Genomic DNA, 15,934 nt, shown 5'->3' with positions numbered 1-15,934 from the left:
ATGTGCGGTGCGACCAGCGGTGGACCGTCGGTGGAGGGAATTGACGTGGCCAAGGAGACCGTGATCCAGGGCATCGTGGTGCGCGACGGCGAGCCGGTGTCGACCGGATACGCCCGCCTGCTCGACGAGGGCGGAGACTTCACCGCCGAGGTGCCGCTGTCCGCCACCGGGCAGTTCCGGTTCTTCGCCCGTCCCGGCCAGTGGACGGTTCGGGCGTTGGTGCCGGGTGCGACCGGTGAGCGGAAGGTCGTCGCCCGGCAGGGCGAGCCGGTGGACGCGCGGGTCGAGGTCGCGGCCTGACCGTCGCCGATCACGCGGAGCAGGACAGGCACAGCAACGACGATCCACAGCGACGACGAAGAGGACAGCGGGTCAACAATCCGCTGTCCTCTTTTTCTGCGTTCACCCGGCTGTCCGGTGTCGCCGGTGTGCCGAGCGCGCCGTTCCACCGCAGGATGATGGAGCGGGACTCGAAGGTGCTCGGGACTCGAAGGTGCTGGCGTGTCGATCCGGGTCCGGGCGGAATCAGTGGGGCACCCGACCGGCCCGTTCCATCCGGGCCACGGTCGGCGCGGGCTGGGTCGCCTGGGGCTGGCCTACGTCAACGGGAATGGTGGTGGGCACCGCGAAGTGCATCGGGCCGATCGTGTAACAGCGCAGGCCGTTCTCCCGGGCGAAGGCCAGGGCTGATCTGCGATCTGGGAACGGCGCGATGATGCGACGAACCGTACGTTGCCCGGCGGCGGCGAACAGGACTACGGCGAAGAGTGCGTCGGACTCAGCCATCATGCGATCAGAAAAGCGCATGTGGTGAGGGGTCGACCTCGTTTTTACGTGTGCCGGTCGTGGTCTGTTGTTGCGACTGCCGTGGCTTCTGGTGCTGGCTCCTGCCGTGAGCTCCTGCAACGGCATGGCGACCGATGGTCAGTAGACCAGGGCCTGGACAGCGTCGGCGAGCACCTCGTCGACGAACGTGGCCGCGCCGGCGATGCGGATACCGGGCAGGACATCCTGCGGGCCGAAGGAGCGTCGCGCCGCGCACTGGGTGCACACGGTGATCCGTCCGCCGGCGAGGATGGCGTCGAGAAGATCTGGCAACGGGGCCGCCTCGGCCAGACTGAACTCGCTCGCCCGCCCGGGCAGGGCGAACCAGGCTGATTCTCCGGTGAGCCACAGCGACACGTCGGCGCCGGCGGTCACCGCGACCGCCGCGACGGTGAAAGCCTGCGAGCAGCGCTCCGGAGCGTCCATCCCCGCGGTGGCCTTGACGACGAGAGATCGGGTCACCGTCCCAGTCTGCCCGAACCACCCGAACTGGTGCCCCCGGCGCCCGCCAGCGACCCGGTCCGGCCGGCAACCGACGGCCCTTGGCGGACACCCACTAGGCTGCGCAGCGTGTTGCACTACTTCTTCACCGGACTTCTGGTGGCGATGTGCGTTCTGATCGCCTGGTTCTCCGGCTATGTGGTCTACAAGCTGTATGAGGCGCAACGCTGAGCGCCTGCGACACGGCCATCGGCGAGTCGTGAAGGCGCGGCCACATCCGCGCGCCACGTCCGGCTGAGCACCGAGAAGACAGAAGGAGTGGAAGACATGGGACGAGTGGGAGGTGTGGTGGACCTGCATCCGAGCCTGCTGCCCCTGGCGTTCCTGGTCGGCACCTGGCGCGGCGAGGGCGTCGGCGGCTACGAGGGTCTCGACGGGTTCCAGTACGGCCAGGAGATCACCTTTGCCGCGGATGGACGTCCCGCCCTTGGGTACGTCTCGCATACCTGGTGGGCGGATGAACCGCGCGACGGGCGGGAACCAGGTAGCCCGTTGGCGACCGAGACCGGCTTCTGGCGGGTCCAGCCGGGTGAGGACGGGACGAACCTCGTCGAGGTGACCCTCGCGCATCCGTTCGGCATCGCCGAGATCTATGTGGGCAATGTCAGCGGCACTCGCATCGACCTCGACCACAACGTCCTCATCCGCACGGCGACCGCCCGGGATGTCACCCGGTCGGTGCGGCTGTACGGAATCGTGGAGGGCGGCGACCTGGCCTATGCGATCGACATGGAGGCCGGCGGGAAGCCGATGCAGTCGCATCTGTCCGCCCGCCTCAAGCGCGCCGGCTCCGGCTGAAGCCAGCGTCGTCCGTCCGGCCCGGGGAGGGGCGCCGCGCGGAATCCGGACGTCAGACGGGCCGGGCGGTGGCTCCGGCGTCGGCGGCGAGTTTCGCTCGCCAGGCCTTCTCCCGCTCGATCGCCGAGGCGAACCCGAGGGCGATCGCCGGGTCGAAGTTCTCGTCCGCGTAGGTGCCGACGCACCCGAGAATCCGGTCGATCTCCTCGGCGGACACGGCGGCCAGCGGAACCTGGCCGGTGAGGAAGATGTCCCCGACCCGGTCGATGGAGAAGTGCACGCCGTAGGTCCGCGCGTTGCGGGCGAGCAGGAACCCGTAGGTGCCGGCGGCGTTCTCCGCCGGTGCCCGCATGAAGAACGCCTCGACGAGCAGTGTGTGGTCCTTTACGACGAGCCAGGTCATCGTCCGCAGTTTGTGCTCGCCTTCCAGGGTGACCAGGAACGAGCCCGCGCCGACGCGTTCGAAGGCAAGCTCGAGGTCGGCGAGGGCGCTAGTGATCAGGGTGTCGAGCCGTTCGCGTTCCTTCGCGTCGATGGGTGCCGTCATGGCTCGGTACCTCCCCGGTTGTCGTGGCTGTGAAGCCGGATCCGGTTCAGATCCTCGCACGCGTCCCGGCGCGATGCGTACGGCGAACGGACGGCCGACGGCGACGCTCGGCATAGGGCGGATCGGCGGATCGCGGGACGAGCTCAGACGGCGACGGCGGCGGGGCTCAGCGCGTGCCGGTAGCTGCGCAGCACCCCACGGGCCGTGGCCGACCAGCCGAAACCGGTGGCCCGGTCCACGGCCCCGCCAGCCAGGCGCGCCCGCAGCCGCGGTTGGCGCAGCAGGCGGTCGAGCGCGTCGGCGTATCGCAGCGGATCGTGGCCCGGGACGAGCAGGCCGGAGACGCCGTCGGCGACCGCGGTGCGCAGCCCGCCGACCGCGGCGGCGATCACCGGTGTGCCGCAGGCCTGCGCCTCGAGCGCGACCAGGCCGAAGCTCTCGCTGTGGCTGGGTACCACCACCGCGTCGGCCGACCGGTACCAGTGGACGAGCTCTCTCTGCGGCGCCGGGGGCTGGAACCGGACGAGATCGGAGATGCCCAGATCCGCCGCGAGTTTCACCAGGGCGTCGGGCTGTTCCAGGCCCGTGCCGCTCGGCCCGCCGACGACGGCGACCGACAGCCGCGAGCGTCGGGTCGGATCGCGGCGCAACAACTCGGCGGTCGCGTGCAACAGCACGTCCGGCGCCTTCAGCGGTTGAATACGACCGACGAACAGAAGCAGCTCACCGTCGGGGTCGAGGCCGAGCCGGGCTCGGGACCGAGCCGGTGACCGGGGGCCCTCCCCGGGACGGAACACCGTCAGGTCGACGCCGGGGGCGACCACGTCCACCCGCTCGGGAAGCGCGCCGTACAGCCCGATCAGATGGCCGCGTTCCTCCGCGGTGGAGGCGATCATCCGGGTCGCGTCGGCGACGACCTCCTGCTCGCCACGCAGGCGCCCCGCGGGTTCCGGCCGGTCGCCGGCGGCAAGAGCGTCGTTCTTGACCTTCGCCAGGGTGTGCGAGGTGTGCACGAACGGCACTCCCCAGCGCCGGGCGGCGGCCCGGGCGACCTGACCGGACAGCCAGTAGTGCGAATGGATGAGGTCGAACCAGCCGGGATCGTGCCCGGCCTCGGCGCGCAGCACGTCCGCGGTGAACGCGCACAGCCAGGCTGGCAGGTCCTCGCGGCGGACCTCCTCGAACGGCCCGGCGTCGACATGGCGCACCGTCACACCCGGGGCGAGCTGGGCCGCGGCGGGTACCCGGCTGCTGACCGCCCGGGTGAAGATCTCGACCTCGACGCCGAGCGCGGCCAGCTGCCGGGACAGCTCGACCACGTAGACGTTCAGGCCGCCGGCGTCGCCGGTACCGGGCTGCTCCAACGGCGAGGTGTGCATGGACAGCATCGCGACCCGGCGCGGGCGGGCGGACCGCCCGGACTCGACGCGGATCAGCCGCATGGGGAACCTCCGCCCCACGGCGCCTCCCGGGCCCAGGACATCTCCGTCCGGGGGCGCCAGGGGCGTCTGCCCGATACGACCATCGCTGTTCTGGACCGACACGAGAACCACCGTTCTCCCCGCCCCGTTGTCCGGTCAACCGATCGGGGGTGTCCCGATCCGCCGCCGCGCGCCGGGAACATCCCGGTCACTGCTGGTCAACGCGGCGCGGCCACGAACGATGCCGGACCGATGCGCACCGGCCCTGTAACGAACCCGACGCTCGGGTAGCCCACCGACAGGCCCGAAGGAGGGACGCGACCTGGGCCGCCGCGAACCGTCTTCGAGGATGCGCCGGAACCGGACGGAGACGACCAGCCCCCCGCCGGCCCGACATGTCGATCTGCGAGGCTGGGTGGATGGCCGGCCCCCGCGGTGTGCGTGGCGTGCGGCTTGCGGCCGGCCGGGCCCGCACCCTGGGACTCCCTACCCGGGGGACAACCGCGCCGAACCGGCTTCGCCGCGTCGATCGCTGGCTCACCGACACCGCCGGTACCCTGCTGCGGGGCAGCGCCGACCCGGTGGTCGTGGATCTGGGCTTCGGCTCGTCCCCGGTGACGACGGTCGAGCTGTACGAGCGGCTGCGTGGGGTGTGCCCGCGGGTGCGGGTCGTCGGCCTGGAACTCGATCTGGCGCGGGTGCAGGCGGCCCGGCCGGCAGCCCGCCCGCCGTGGCTGACTTTCGACCACGGTGGATTCGGGCAGGTCGCGCAGCATGGCCGCCCGGTTCTGGTCCGGGCCCTGAACGTGCTGCGACAGTACCCGGAGCCGGCAGTCGCGGGAGCGTGGGCAACCATGCGCAGGCTGCTCGCCCCGGGCGGACTGCTGATCGAGGGCACCTGCGATGAGAGCGGCCGGCGGGCCTGCTGGTTCGGTCTGCCAGCGGTGGACGCCCCGCCCGGGTGGCTCGCGGCCGCCGGCCGGATCCCGCCCGGGCCGACCCTCACCCTGGCCGCACATCTGCCGAGTCTCGGCCAGCCCTCCGAGCTGGCCGAGCGGCTGCCCAAGGCCCTGATCGCGCGCAATGTTCCCGGCCAGGAGGTCCACCAGCTGCTCGACGCGCTGGATCAGGCCTGGGCGCGGGCGGCCGGCCAGGCGGTGTTCTCGCCGCGGCAACGCTGGATCGCCGCGGCCCGCGACCTGCGGGCGCAGGGCTTCGCGGTACGGGGGGACGCGCGGCGTTGGCGCCTGGGGGAGCTCACCGTGGACTGGACGGGGGGTGGGTCGCCGCCAGGGCAGCGCTGAATGCCTGGTAGGCGCCGGCGTTGAACAGGACGAACCGGACGTCTCGTACCTGCGTCATCGCACCGAGCACACTCGTCACCGCCAGGCGCGCCGCATCGTCCAACGGCCATCCGTAGACCCCGGCGCTCACCGCGGGAAAGGCCACCCCGGACGCGCCCAGCTCGTCCGCGACCCGCAGCGCCGAGGTGTACGCCGAGCGCAGCAACGCGGAGCGGTCCTCGCTCCGGTCGTACACCGGACCGACGACGTGGATGACGTGCCGTGCCGGCAACCGACCGGCCGTCGTCGCGACCGCCTGGCCGGTCGGCAGGCCGTGGGGCAGGGTCGTCTGGCGCAGCCGTTGGCACTCGGCGAGGATCTCCGGCCCACCGGCGGCATGGATCGCCCCGTCCACCCCGCCGCCGCCGCGCAGACCGCTGTTCGCGGCGTTGACGATCGCGTCGATCTCGACCTGGGTGATGTCGCCCTGTTGCAGGCTCACGCGCACCATGGTGACCAGTCTTCCCGACCAGCCGTCCTGGTCTCTCGACTTCCCGCCAGGACCACCGCGGGCAGGGCCCGTGCGGTGGGCCCGGACCCGGCCGCTCGGCTGGCGCCCCGCTCGTCTGGTGTGGCTCGTTCGGTGGGCCCCTCGGTAGGGTTCCGCCGGCAGGCCCGTTCGGCGCAGTGACCGGAAGGAGCGGCGGTGATCGCGAAAGATCCGCGGCTGATGGTGCTCGGATTCGACAGCGTCGAGCAGGCGCGGGCGGCATGGTCGCTGACCAGACGACTGCGCCGCCAGCGCGTGTTCGATCTGGCTGGCGGAGCGCTGGTCTGGCGGGACGACACCGGCGCGGTCAAGGTGCGGCGCCTGGAGAGCCCGCCGCGAACCGCTGCGCTGGGCGGAGCGGTCTGCGGCGGGGTCGTGGGGGCGGTGTTCTTCGCCCCCGTCATCGGGCTGGGACTCGGGGCTGGTATCGGCGCCCTGATCAGCCGGTTCCTGGGGCCTGGCATGGACGAGGCCCAGGTCCGGCGGGTGGCGCGGCACCTGCAGCCGGGCCGGGCGGCGGTGTTCACGCTCGCGCTGCGCTCCGCGGACGAGCTCGTCGCCGCGCTGCGCCCGCATCAGCCGACCGTGATCATGGCGCTCGCGCCGGCCGGGCGCGAGCGCCGTCTCGTTCACGCCCACGGCCGCCGGGCCGCGCCGGCCTGAACCAGCGGCGCTTTCGGTCCCCCGGCCGCCGCGTCGCGGGATCAGGTCGCGGGATCAGACGGACAGCGGCCGCCGGGACGGCGCGATCTTGTTGAGTACCTCGAGGTCGTCGGACCGGGGCTGCCATTCGCCCGCGGTGGCATTCGCGCGCACCTGGCTCGCGTTCGTCGCGCCGGCGATGACCGAGGTGACACCTGGCTGCGCGGCAAGGCCGCCGATCGCCACGTCCAGCAGTGAGCGGTCCCGCTCCCGGGCGAAGGTCTCGAGCACCTCGATCCGGTCGAAGACCTCGTCGGTCAGCTCGTCCTGCCGGTTGGCGAGCCGCGTGCCGGCCGGGGGCACCTCGTCGCGCTGGTACTTTCCGGTCAGCAGCCCGTTCTCCAACGGGAAGTACGGGACAACTCCGATGCCGTACTTCAGGGCAGCGGGGACGAGTTCCGCCTCGACACCGCGCTCGAGCAGGCTGTAATGGTTCTGCGCCGAGATGAAGCGGTTCGTGCCCGACGCGCGCGCCGTCCATTCGGCGTCCGCGACCTGCCAGGCGTCCAGGTTGCAGGCGCCGATGTAGCGGATCTTGCCGGCCTTGATGAGTTCGTCGAGCGCCTCGAGCGTCTCGTCGATCGGGGTGAACGGGTCCAGCAGGTGCAGCTGGAGCAGATCGATGTAGTCCGTCTGCAGCCGGCTGAGTGAGCCCTCGACGGCCTTGCGGATGTACCGGCGGGACGCCCGGGCCCGGAAGTCCTGACCGTACACGCCAGCCATGTCGCCACCGAACTTGGTGGCCAGGACCACCTCGTCGCGACGACCGCGCAGGACGTGACCGAGCTGGGTCTCCGACCCGCCCTTGTTCCCGTAGACGTCGGCTGTGTCAAAGAACGTGATCCCGACGTCGAGCGCGGCGTCGACGACCGCGCGGGTGCCGTTGAGGTCCACGCGTGAGCCGAAGTTGTTGCACCCCAGCCCCACCACTGATACGAGCAGTCCGGACGATCCCAGCGAGCGATAGCGCATGCCTCAAATACTGCACACCCGATCGTGGCCCGCGTTCACCAGGTCCACGGACCACGATCGACTGCTGTGCGACAGGTGTCGCACCTGCGACTTAAGGCGGTAGTTTGGCAATTTTTGAGGTATTTGCGGCTAGTTTTGTGGAGCGGCGTCCACGATGGCACGGCCGACCGCTGTCGCGGCTCGGCGGGTCGTGGTGCGGGCCGCCCGGCCCTGGCTCACCGCGGTGCGGGTGCGCGCCACCGCCTGCTCCGTCGCCGGGCTGCGCCGGATGCTCGCCACCCGGCGCTCCCCGCGGGATGCCCACTCGTTGTACAGGTCGCTGGCCCGACCCTGCAGGTCGGAGATCTGTGCGGTGACCGTGCCCGGCAGCGCGCGGACGGCGGTGCCGACCTGCTGGGGAACCCGGGACGCCTGCTCGGGCAGCGAGCCGACCCGGCCGGAGAGCCGTCGCACCTCGTTACCAGCGGTGGTCGGCAGGGTACGCAGCTTCGCGACCGCGAGGTCGGCGGCGCCCACCGAGACATACAGCGGCTTGCGCACCTCGGCCAGGGGCACCCGGACATCGACCTGGGCCTGGGCGGTGTCCCCGTGGACGCCGGCGCTGGCCCGGGCGGTCGAGCGACTGCCCGGGCGGCTCGATCCGCGTGGCGACGCGGTCCGGGCGGACGACGTGGCGGTGCGCGCGGACGCCGGGCGCGTGGCCGAGCCGCGGGTGGTCGTCCCGGTGGACGCGGCACGGGTGGAAGAGGTGCGGGTCGACGCGGTGCGCGTGGACGGGGCGCGGGTCGAGGAGGTACGGGACGCGGAGGAGGTCGCGCTGGCACCGTTCGTGCCCGTACTGCCCGGGTTGCCCGTACTACCCGGGTTACCCGGGTTGCCCGGGTCCGAGAGCGCCGTACCCCCTGAGGCGGTCGCGCTGCTTGACGAGGCGGGGCTGGCCGAGCCGGCAGGCGCCGGGCTCGACGTGCCGGTCGAGCCGGAACGGGCGGACGTGTTACGGGTGGTGGTTGTGCGGATGGTAGCCATCAGGTCTCCCTTGGGATCTAGTTCGCGTCGTCGTATCGCGCTTCCTGGGTTCCGGCCGGCGCCGTGGGTAATCGTGCCGGCGGTGGGTCAGGGGATGGCTGGATGGACGCGCGTGGCGCCGGTGACGCGTGGTGGTCCGCAGTGCGTGGTGCCTGGTGCCTGGTGCCTGGTGCCTGGGAGTGCGTGGTGTTACGACTCGTCGTCTGGGCCGGATGCCGCCGTGGGCGGGGCAGTGCTGCCCCCGCCCACGGCGGCAGCACTGCCCGCCTCGGCCGGGTCGACGCCGGAGGTACGGCGCGCGGGCCGGCGCTTCGGCGTCGAGGTGTTGCCAGGAGCCCCGCTCTCGGTAGCCCCGCTCTCGGTAGCTCCGGTCCCGGAAGCCTTGGCCTCGGTGGCTGTGGCGCCGGTCGTCCCAGCGGGGTCCGGCGGCGCCTCTGTCGTCGCGGTGCTCGCTGGGGCATGCTCGGTTGAGGTAGGCCGGGTTCGCCGTGTCCGGGTCGTGCCGCCGCCGATTCGACCGGTTGCGGTCGAATCGGCCTTGCCTACCCCGGAATGGGCCGCCACGGCGTTCTCCTTGCAGAACGCCTCGTAGATGTCGAGCACCACCTGCTTCTGCCGCTCGGAGAGGGAGATGTCGGCGAGGACGGCGGCCATCACGGTGTCGCCGCCCTGCCGCTCCTCGAGAATGCCCGCCTGGACGTAGAGGGCTTCCGCCGAGATGCGCAGGGCCTTGGCGATCTGCTGGAGAATCTCCGCGGACGGCCGGCGTAGGCCACGTTCGATCTGGCTGAGGTACGGATTGCTGACCCCGGCCTGTTTTGCCAGTTCACGGAGCGAGATCTGGGCCGCGCGCCGCTGATCCCGGATGAAGTCGCCGAGTTCGCGGACATTCAGGGCAGCCACCAGGTCACACGCCTCCTCGGGAGGGCGGCCGGGCCACGGCCGCCGTCGGTGCCCGCCGGGATCGGTACGGGACGACCATCAGGCCGGCATACCGCGTCGGGGCACCGGAACAACGCGGCATCAACACCGGCGACGATACGTCGCGCTGCTAACTCTGGCAAGCGCACCAGTTAGCAGCATCCGCCCGTCATCGTCGCAGGCTGAACAGATATGTGCTGGTCGTGGAGGTGCTCCAACCCCAGGCGGAGAGCCGCCCGCATGGGCGCAGTGGCGCATGTCTCGGCAGTGCCCGCGGCCGGGACCTGCCGTCAGCTCTCGGCCTGCGCCAGCCAGGCACGCTGGGTGGCGAGCGCTGCCTTGGTCTCGGCGATCTCCTTGGTGCGCCCGGCGGCCTGGTCGCGCGCGAGCTTGTCCTCCAGCTTGGCGACGGACTCCCGCAGCTTGGTCACGAACGGCGACGAGGACAGGGACCGCTGCTCCCAGCGCGCATCCGCGGCGTCCCGCAGCTTGTCACCGATCGCGGCCATCTGCCGCTCGAGTGAAGCGGCCGACTCGCGCGGGACCCGCCCGATCTCATCCCAGCGGTCCTGCAGTTCGCGCAGGCGCCGCTGGGACCGGTCGGTGTCGGCCGGGTCGAGTGCGGCCGCCTCGGCCAGCAGTTTTTCCTTCTTGGCCTGGTTCCCCCGCAGTTCGGCGTCGCGTTCGGCGTTGGCCTCGTTGCGCCGGCGGAAGAAGACGTCCTGGACCTCGCGGAACTCGGTCCACAGCGCGTCGTCGACCTCCTTGGCAGCCCGGCCGGCGGACTTCCACTCGGTGAGCAGCGCACGGTACCGGGCGGTCGTACCGACCCAGTCGGTGGAGTCGACGAGCGCCCGTGCCTCGGCGATGATCGCGTCCTTGCGCTCCTTCGAACGGGCCCGCTGGGTGTCCAACGCGGCAAAGTGCGCGGTGCGCCGGCGGGTGAACTCCTCCCTGGCGGCGGTGATGCGCCGCCACAGGCCCGAGTCCGTGCGCTTGTCGAGCGAGCCGACCGCGTGGAACTCCTCCGCGATGGTCCGCAAGCGCTCGCCGGTGCTCTTCCACTCGGAGCTGCGCCCAAGCCGCTCGGCCTCGGCGACCAGCGCCTCCTTGGCGGCCTGGACGCGCGCGGTCCGCTCGGCACGTTCCGCCGCCAGGGCCGAACGACGCGCCTGCGTCCCCTCGACGACGGCCTCGAGGCGCGCCCGCACCGCGCCGAGATCGCCCACGACAGCCGCGGTGCCCAGCGAGTCCAGCAGCCGGCGGGCGCTGCCGGCGATCCCGGCCGGGTCGGCCGCGTTCGACGTCAGCCGCCGCTCCAACAGCTCGACCTCGGCGCACAGGTCGTCGTAGCGGCGCTGGAAGTGCGCCAGTCCTTCATCCGGGCTGCCGGCGCGCCACGATCCGACGGCGCGCTCTCCGTCCGCGAGGCGAACGTAGACCGTGCCGTCATCAGCGACGCGCCCCCAGACGGAGGCGATGCCGGATTCGCTGCGGTCATTCATGGCGTTCCCGAAGATCGGCTGATGTTTTCCCGTCATTCTTGCAGGCGTCGGCCCTGAAGGGGATAGCCGCCACGGATCCGGTCGCCGCGAACCGGCGCTGGCCCGCATGCGCCCTCGGTGACCGAACCGTTGCCGGCCCGCAGCGCCGGCATGCGCCTGATTGTTCGGCCGCGGTCCCGCGCGAACAAGCGCACCTCTTCGCCGTCGGCTCGTGAGTCTCCGGCCGCGAGCCCCGACCTGCCCGACCTGCCCCGCGCGGCCTGACCCGCGCGTCCGGGATTGCGGACCCTGGACACGAAGCGCGACCACGAAGCCGCGCGACCACACCCCGCCCGCGCGAAGGTGCGCGAACATGGTCAGGATACGTGACTGTGACGAGTCGGGCGGATGCCGGCCGCAAGGGTCGAGTCCGCCCGGTCCGGACAGCCGGAGGAGGGCCAGCCTGATGCGTGTCCACCGGACAGTGCCGATGCTCGTCGCTCTCGGCGTGATCGTCTTGACCGGATGTGGCGGAGGTGGGTCCTCCGGCTCGACCGAAGACGGCCGCGCCGCGGCGCGATCGGTGACGGCGGCTGTGGACGACCCGACGGGCGCCAAGGCCTCGCCGCAATGCGCCGCCCAGGTGAGGACGCTGCGCCTGGACGCCGTCAGCAGCCTCGCTGACGTGGTGAAGGCAGGTGCGGCGGCCATGCGCCGAGCCCACCCGGACCTGACCATCGACGTCGTCGCGGACGCCCCCGACTATCCCTCGCTCGCCGGGCGGATCGGGGCCGACCGGGCCGCGGGTCGCGGCGTCGACGTGGCGGTCGTCGGTCTTGACACACTGCCGACGGCCGCCCGCGCGCTGGGCGCCCAACCGCTCTCGCCGCGGGTGCTGCGGGCCAGTTACGACCAGCACCTGCTGGGCCTCGGCACCGTGGACGGCCGGCTCCTCGGCATCCCGGCGCAGGTCACCTCGCTCGCGCTGGTCTACAACCTGGACATCCTGGGCAAGGCCGGAGTCGATCCGGCGACGCTGTCGACCTCCGACGGGGTTCTCGCCGCGGCCGAGAAGATCAGGGCATCCGGGCAGAACGTCCAGCCCATCGAGCTGCCCACCGGTCAGCAGCTGGGCCAGTGGATCCTCGCCACGCTCGCCGGCTCCCGGGGAACACCGATCCAGGACGCGGCCGGCCGCCCCGCGCTGAACACGGCCACGACCCGCGATGCGGCGGCATTCCTGGCGAAGGCCGGCAGCTACGGGACGCAGTCGGAGAATCCCACCGAGGCGCTGCTGCGCTTCGGACTGCGTCGCCAGACGGCGATGATCGCGATGGACGCCGCCACGCTCGCCGGTGCGCTGAAGTTCATCGCTGGCCGGGGCGAGCAGGGATTCCGCGTCGGCGCGAGTGTCTTTCCTTCCCTGCCCGGCGGCTCCCGGCATCCGGTCGCCCTGGGCAGCGCGCTGAGTGTCCTGGCCACCGACCGCTGCCAGCGGGAGATGGCGACCGAGCTGGTCGTGACGGTGCTCTCGCCGGAGATCGTCGCCGCCGGAACGCAGGCGTCAAGTTCCATCCCGGTCGACACGGCGGCCGTGGACCAGCTCGGCACGTTCTACGCCACCTATCCGCAGCTGCGGCCCTTCCTGGCCCTGACCGGCTCGCTGATCCGGCCGCCCGCCTGGGCCGGGACGCGCGGCGCGCAGGAACCGGCCGCGCTGTCCGCCCAGGTCGCCCGCATCCTGCGCGGTGAGAACCCGGCCCAGACCCTGGCTGCGGCCCAGACCGAGGCCGAGGACCTGACCCAGTAGCGGCCACGATGGACAGCCCGCCGGCAGGATGTGGACACCCGATATGGACGAAGGGATACGCGTGGTCGCGCAGGGCAGGAGCCGCTATGACGATGGCGTTCTCGGCGGTGACACCGACTCCGAGCGTCGTCGGCTCGCCGCGATGGCCGCGGTCTGCGACCCGACGACGACCCGTGTTCTGAGCGATCTCGGCGTCGCCACCGGCTGGCGCTGCCTCGAGGTCGGCGCCGGCAACGGGTCGATCGCTCGTTGGCTCGCCCAGCGCGTCAGCTCGATGCCGTCGCCTTCGGCCGGTTCTGGCCCTTCTGCCAGTTCTGGCCACGCGGTCTCCGAGCGTGCCGCATCGGGCCATGTCATTGCGACTGATGTCGACGTCAGTCAGCTGACCCGGCTGGTCTCCCCGGACCTGACGGTGCTGCGCCACGACATCACGCGCGACCCGCGGCCGGACGGCGGGCCCTTCGACCTCGTCCACGCCCGGTTCGTGCTGGAGCACCTGCCGGAACGGGAGCAGGTGCTCGACCGGTTGCTGGCCTGGCTGAAACCCGGCGGAGTCATCGTCGTCGAGTCGATCGCCGAGTTTCCGCTCGACTCCTCGCCGCACCCGGCCTTTCGGGATGCGATGCGCAGCGTCGCGGACGTTCTTGCCCACACCATCGGCACCGACTGTGCCTGGGCACGCGGATTTCCCGGCCTGTTGCTGCGCCGAGGCCTGGTCGAGGTGGGCGCCATGGTGCACCTCCCCGCCACCGGCGGTGCAGGCGCGTCCGCCCAGTGCTGGGCGCTGACGCTGGCCCGTCTCCGCCAGCACATTCTCGACCGCGATCCCACCCTGGCCGAAACCGTGGACCAGACCTTCGATCTGCTGGCCGATCCCGCCTTCTTCGATTTCGCGTTCGCCACCGCCATCGCCTGGGGCACAGCGCCCCGAGCGGGCGCTCGCTGAACAGGACGCCGCATCCATGGCCCCGCTGGCCTGTTCGGCGTGGCGGGTGAGCCGGTCGTCGCGGAGCCTGCGCATCGTCGCGGAGTCCGCTGATCGTTGGCGACTCGGATCCGTGAATGCCTGGACGGTCTCGTCCGTTGAAATTGTGGTTCATCCGTATTCGGGAGACGCCGGTGTCGGATGCGGAAATACGTGACGCGGGCGCCGAGATGTGATTTGCTGCTCGTCAAACGCCGGTAAGGCGATGTGGTGGGGTCTGCCGGGCGGGATTCGCTGCCGAGATCCCGTTTTGGAGCCCCGCGTTGGGGCGCCGCCTCCGGGGTGTCCTGTTTGGGGTGTAGCGGGCGTTACGTTCGGGTGCCGGGGTCTGGTGTAGCGGTCCGGTATTCGGGCGACGTGTTCTGTCCGGTCCGGACACGCGGGTGGGTTGCGTGTCCGGTGAGGTGTCCGAATGTGGTCTCGTGCGGCAGTCGGTCGACCTGATTGGCAGGTCCTCTGGTGTGAGCGGCGCGCGGGGCATTTCGGACGAGCGTTGAGGATCCGGGGTATTCAACCGGCCCTTGCCATCAATACCCGTGCAATTGCGGCTCACAGTGGTCCACCCGTGAGCTCTGTGCACGCATCGCACCGGGGTCATCACTATGGACACCAGGATGTCGCGACATAGCGTTAGTAGGCGCTCACGGAATTGGCCCAGGAGATCCGACTCGAGGAGATTGTCGATGCTGACGGATAACGCGCACGCCTGCACACATCCGCTTGCATTCGTCCGTGCCCAACGCGGTTGGTCCTATCAGCGACTGGCCCGCGTCGTCGCTCGCCGTGCCCGTGACCTCGGGGTGGCGAACATGGCTGCGGAACGGCAGAAGGTCTGGCGCTGGGAGCACCGGGGAGTGGTGCCCGACCGGGTTTCGCAGCTGGCGCTCGCCGCCGAGCTCGGCGTGCCGAACGACCGGCTGGAGTCGCACCCCTGGCCCGCCTGGCTGCCCACCGGTGACGCCGTACGCACCGAGTACCCGTGGACCCCGGTGGGCAGCGTCACGTCCCTGATGGACGTGGTCGAGGATGCTCTCTCCGACCGGCGAGGCTTCCTGACCATCAGCGGAATCGGCGTGGCGGATCTGGCGTCGCAGTGGCTGGGGCTGGAACCGGCGCAGCTGACCGCGGCGCTCGCCGGTGGCCGCGTCGACGATCAGATCGTCAACCGGATCGAGCACAACATCCCGGGGCTGCGCGTCATGGACGAGCGGCTCGGCGGTGAGAGCGTGCGCCGCCTGGTCGACGCCGAACTCGGCGTCGTCGCGGACCTGCTCGTCCGCGGTTCCTACACCGAGCAGGTCGGGCGTCACCTGCACACGGTGGCCGCGGAGCTCGCCCGGTTCGCCGGCTGGGTCTCCTTCGACGCCGGCTTCCACACCGCCGCCCAGCGGTACTGGATCACGGCGTTGCACTCCGCGCATTCGGGTGGGGACCGGCTGCTCGGCGCGAACGTGCTGAAGAACATGTCGCTGCAGTGCGTCGACTTCGCCCGGCCGCGTGAGGCGATCGACCTGGCCGAGGCGGCGGTGGCCAGCGTCGGCTCGGCCAGCAGCCGGGTCAGCGCCATGCTGCACATGCGGCTGGCCCGGGCCTACGCCGCCATCGGCGAGACGGGGGCCTGCACGCAGGCCATCGCCCGTTCGGAGGAGGGCATGGCCGCCGCGGCGCCCGAGGAGCCGGCCTGGGCGGACTATTTCGACGACGGCGAGTTCCAGGCCCAGGTCGGCAGCTGCTACATCGACCTGGGACATCTCGCCCAGGCCGACCGGTGGCTGGAAGGCTCACTGCTCGATCTGCCCGGCTCCCGAGCCCGGGACCGGGCGACCTACCTGCTGCGCCGGGCGTCGGTCCAGATGGATCTCGGCAATGTCGACCAGGGCTGCGCCCTGACCCGGGAGGCGATGCCGATGCTCGAGGCGACCCGCTCCAAGCGCAATGCCCGCCGCGCGGACGAGCTCCGTCGGCGGCTACGCAGACACAGTGGCGACCAGCAGGCCCGCGAACTCGACCAGGCCCTCGCCCGCAACGTCTGAGGTCAGGGCGACGGTACCCGGGCCGGGGGGAACCAGCCCGCAGGGCGGCCCGGGACGTCAGCCAGGGAACGCGACA

The 15,934-nt window shown here is 71.5% G+C and carries 16 protein-coding genes; 7 read left to right on the top strand and 9 right to left on the bottom strand.

The genetic code is table 11. The features are described 5' to 3' along the window. Positions 1 to 300 (top strand): DUF1416 domain-containing protein, encoded by a 300-nt coding sequence (locus MXD95_RS11850; protein ID WP_251078215.1) that lies wholly within the window; start codon positions 1 to 3, stop codon positions 298 to 300. A 225-nt stretch (positions 301 to 525) separates the two neighbouring features. On the opposite strand, the gene MXD95_RS11845 is transcribed toward MXD95_RS11850, so the two are convergent. Both MXD95_RS11845 and MXD95_RS11840 read right to left on the bottom strand, forming a co-directional pair. Next, positions 526 to 786 (bottom strand): hypothetical protein, encoded by a 261-nt coding sequence (locus MXD95_RS11845; RefSeq protein ID WP_308301481.1) that lies wholly within the window; start codon positions 784 to 786, stop codon positions 526 to 528. Between the two features lie 138 nt (positions 787 to 924). Beyond that, positions 925 to 1,287, bottom strand: coding sequence for a DsrE family protein (locus MXD95_RS11840; protein WP_250640638.1), 363 nt, complete (start codon positions 1,285 to 1,287; stop codon positions 925 to 927). Positions 1,288 to 1,593: 306 nt separating this feature from the next. On the opposite strand from MXD95_RS11840, the gene MXD95_RS11835 reads away from it, so the two are divergent. Beyond that, positions 1,594 to 2,124 (top strand): nitrobindin family protein, encoded by a 531-nt coding sequence (locus MXD95_RS11835; RefSeq protein ID WP_250640637.1) that lies wholly within the window; start codon positions 1,594 to 1,596, stop codon positions 2,122 to 2,124. A 52-nt stretch (positions 2,125 to 2,176) separates the two neighbouring features. On the opposite strand, the gene MXD95_RS11830 is transcribed toward MXD95_RS11835, so the two are convergent. Both MXD95_RS11830 and mshA read right to left on the bottom strand, forming a co-directional pair. Continuing rightward, a complete protein-coding gene (locus tag MXD95_RS11830; RefSeq protein ID WP_250640636.1) occupies positions 2,177 to 2,671 on the bottom strand; it encodes a type III secretion system chaperone family protein in 495 nt (164 codons plus the stop codon). 143 nt (positions 2,672 to 2,814) lie between these two features. After that, complete coding sequence (mshA, locus tag MXD95_RS11825) at positions 2,815 to 4,113, bottom strand: D-inositol-3-phosphate glycosyltransferase (RefSeq protein ID WP_250640635.1); 1,299 nt, start codon at positions 4,111 to 4,113, stop codon at positions 2,815 to 2,817. 398 nt (positions 4,114 to 4,511) lie between these two features. Here mshA and MXD95_RS11820 point away from each other — a divergent pair, with 398 nt between their 5' ends. After that, on the top strand, positions 4,512 to 5,396 hold the full coding sequence (locus MXD95_RS11820) for a class I SAM-dependent methyltransferase (RefSeq protein ID WP_250640634.1): 885 nt from the start codon (positions 4,512 to 4,514) through the stop codon (positions 5,394 to 5,396). Here the strand turns inward: MXD95_RS11820 and MXD95_RS11815 are convergent. Continuing rightward, a complete protein-coding gene (locus MXD95_RS11815) occupies positions 5,350 to 5,886 on the bottom strand; it encodes an O-acetyl-ADP-ribose deacetylase (RefSeq protein WP_250640633.1) in 537 nt (178 codons plus the stop codon). The two genes, MXD95_RS11820 and MXD95_RS11815, sit on opposite strands and share 47 nt — an antisense overlap. 195 nt (positions 5,887 to 6,081) lie before the next feature. Here MXD95_RS11815 and MXD95_RS11810 point away from each other — a divergent pair, with 195 nt between their 5' ends. Then, positions 6,082 to 6,588: a DUF1269 domain-containing protein gene (locus MXD95_RS11810; RefSeq protein WP_250640632.1), complete on the top strand. Its 507-nt coding sequence runs from the start codon at positions 6,082 to 6,084 to the stop codon at positions 6,586 to 6,588. Between the two features lie 54 nt (positions 6,589 to 6,642). On the opposite strand, the gene MXD95_RS11805 is transcribed toward MXD95_RS11810, so the two are convergent. From MXD95_RS11805 to MXD95_RS11790, 4 genes are all read right to left on the bottom strand, one after another. Beyond that, positions 6,643 to 7,599, bottom strand: coding sequence for an aldo/keto reductase (locus tag MXD95_RS11805; RefSeq protein ID WP_250640631.1), 957 nt, complete (start codon positions 7,597 to 7,599; stop codon positions 6,643 to 6,645). A gap of 129 nt (positions 7,600 to 7,728) precedes the next feature. Next, positions 7,729 to 8,625, bottom strand: a complete 897-nt coding sequence (locus MXD95_RS11800) for a hypothetical protein (protein ID WP_250640630.1) — start codon at positions 8,623 to 8,625, stop codon at positions 7,729 to 7,731. Positions 8,626 to 8,814: 189 nt separating this feature from the next. After that, positions 8,815 to 9,528, bottom strand: coding sequence for a helix-turn-helix domain-containing protein (locus MXD95_RS11795; RefSeq protein WP_250640629.1), 714 nt, complete (start codon positions 9,526 to 9,528; stop codon positions 8,815 to 8,817). A 308-nt stretch (positions 9,529 to 9,836) separates the two neighbouring features. Continuing rightward, positions 9,837 to 11,051 carry a DUF349 domain-containing protein gene (locus tag MXD95_RS11790; protein WP_250640628.1) on the bottom strand — a complete coding sequence of 405 codons (1,215 nt, stop codon included), beginning with the start codon at positions 11,049 to 11,051 and terminating at the stop codon, positions 9,837 to 9,839. A gap of 445 nt (positions 11,052 to 11,496) precedes the next feature. Here MXD95_RS11790 and MXD95_RS11785 point away from each other — a divergent pair, with 445 nt between their 5' ends. The 3 genes from MXD95_RS11785 (at position 11,497) to MXD95_RS11775 (ending at position 15,858) form a co-directional block, all read left to right on the top strand. Further along, a complete protein-coding gene (locus MXD95_RS11785) occupies positions 11,497 to 12,840 on the top strand; it encodes an extracellular solute-binding protein (RefSeq protein WP_374122013.1) in 1,344 nt (447 codons plus the stop codon). Between the two features lie 43 nt (positions 12,841 to 12,883). Next, a complete protein-coding gene (locus MXD95_RS11780) occupies positions 12,884 to 13,786 on the top strand; it encodes a class I SAM-dependent methyltransferase (RefSeq protein WP_250640627.1) in 903 nt (300 codons plus the stop codon). A gap of 722 nt (positions 13,787 to 14,508) precedes the next feature. Further along, positions 14,509 to 15,858 (top strand): NsdA family TPR-like regulatory protein, encoded by a 1,350-nt coding sequence (locus tag MXD95_RS11775; protein WP_250640626.1) that lies wholly within the window; start codon positions 14,509 to 14,511, stop codon positions 15,856 to 15,858. Positions 15,859 to 15,934 lie beyond the last annotated feature (76 nt).

Origin of the sequence: Frankia sp. AiPa1, assembly GCF_023243075.1 — a bacterium.
Taxonomy (GTDB): domain Bacteria; phylum Actinomycetota; class Actinomycetes; order Frankiales; family Frankiaceae; genus Frankia.
Note: the sequence above shows the minus strand (reverse complement) of the source record. Positions and strands in the feature narration are given on the sequence as shown.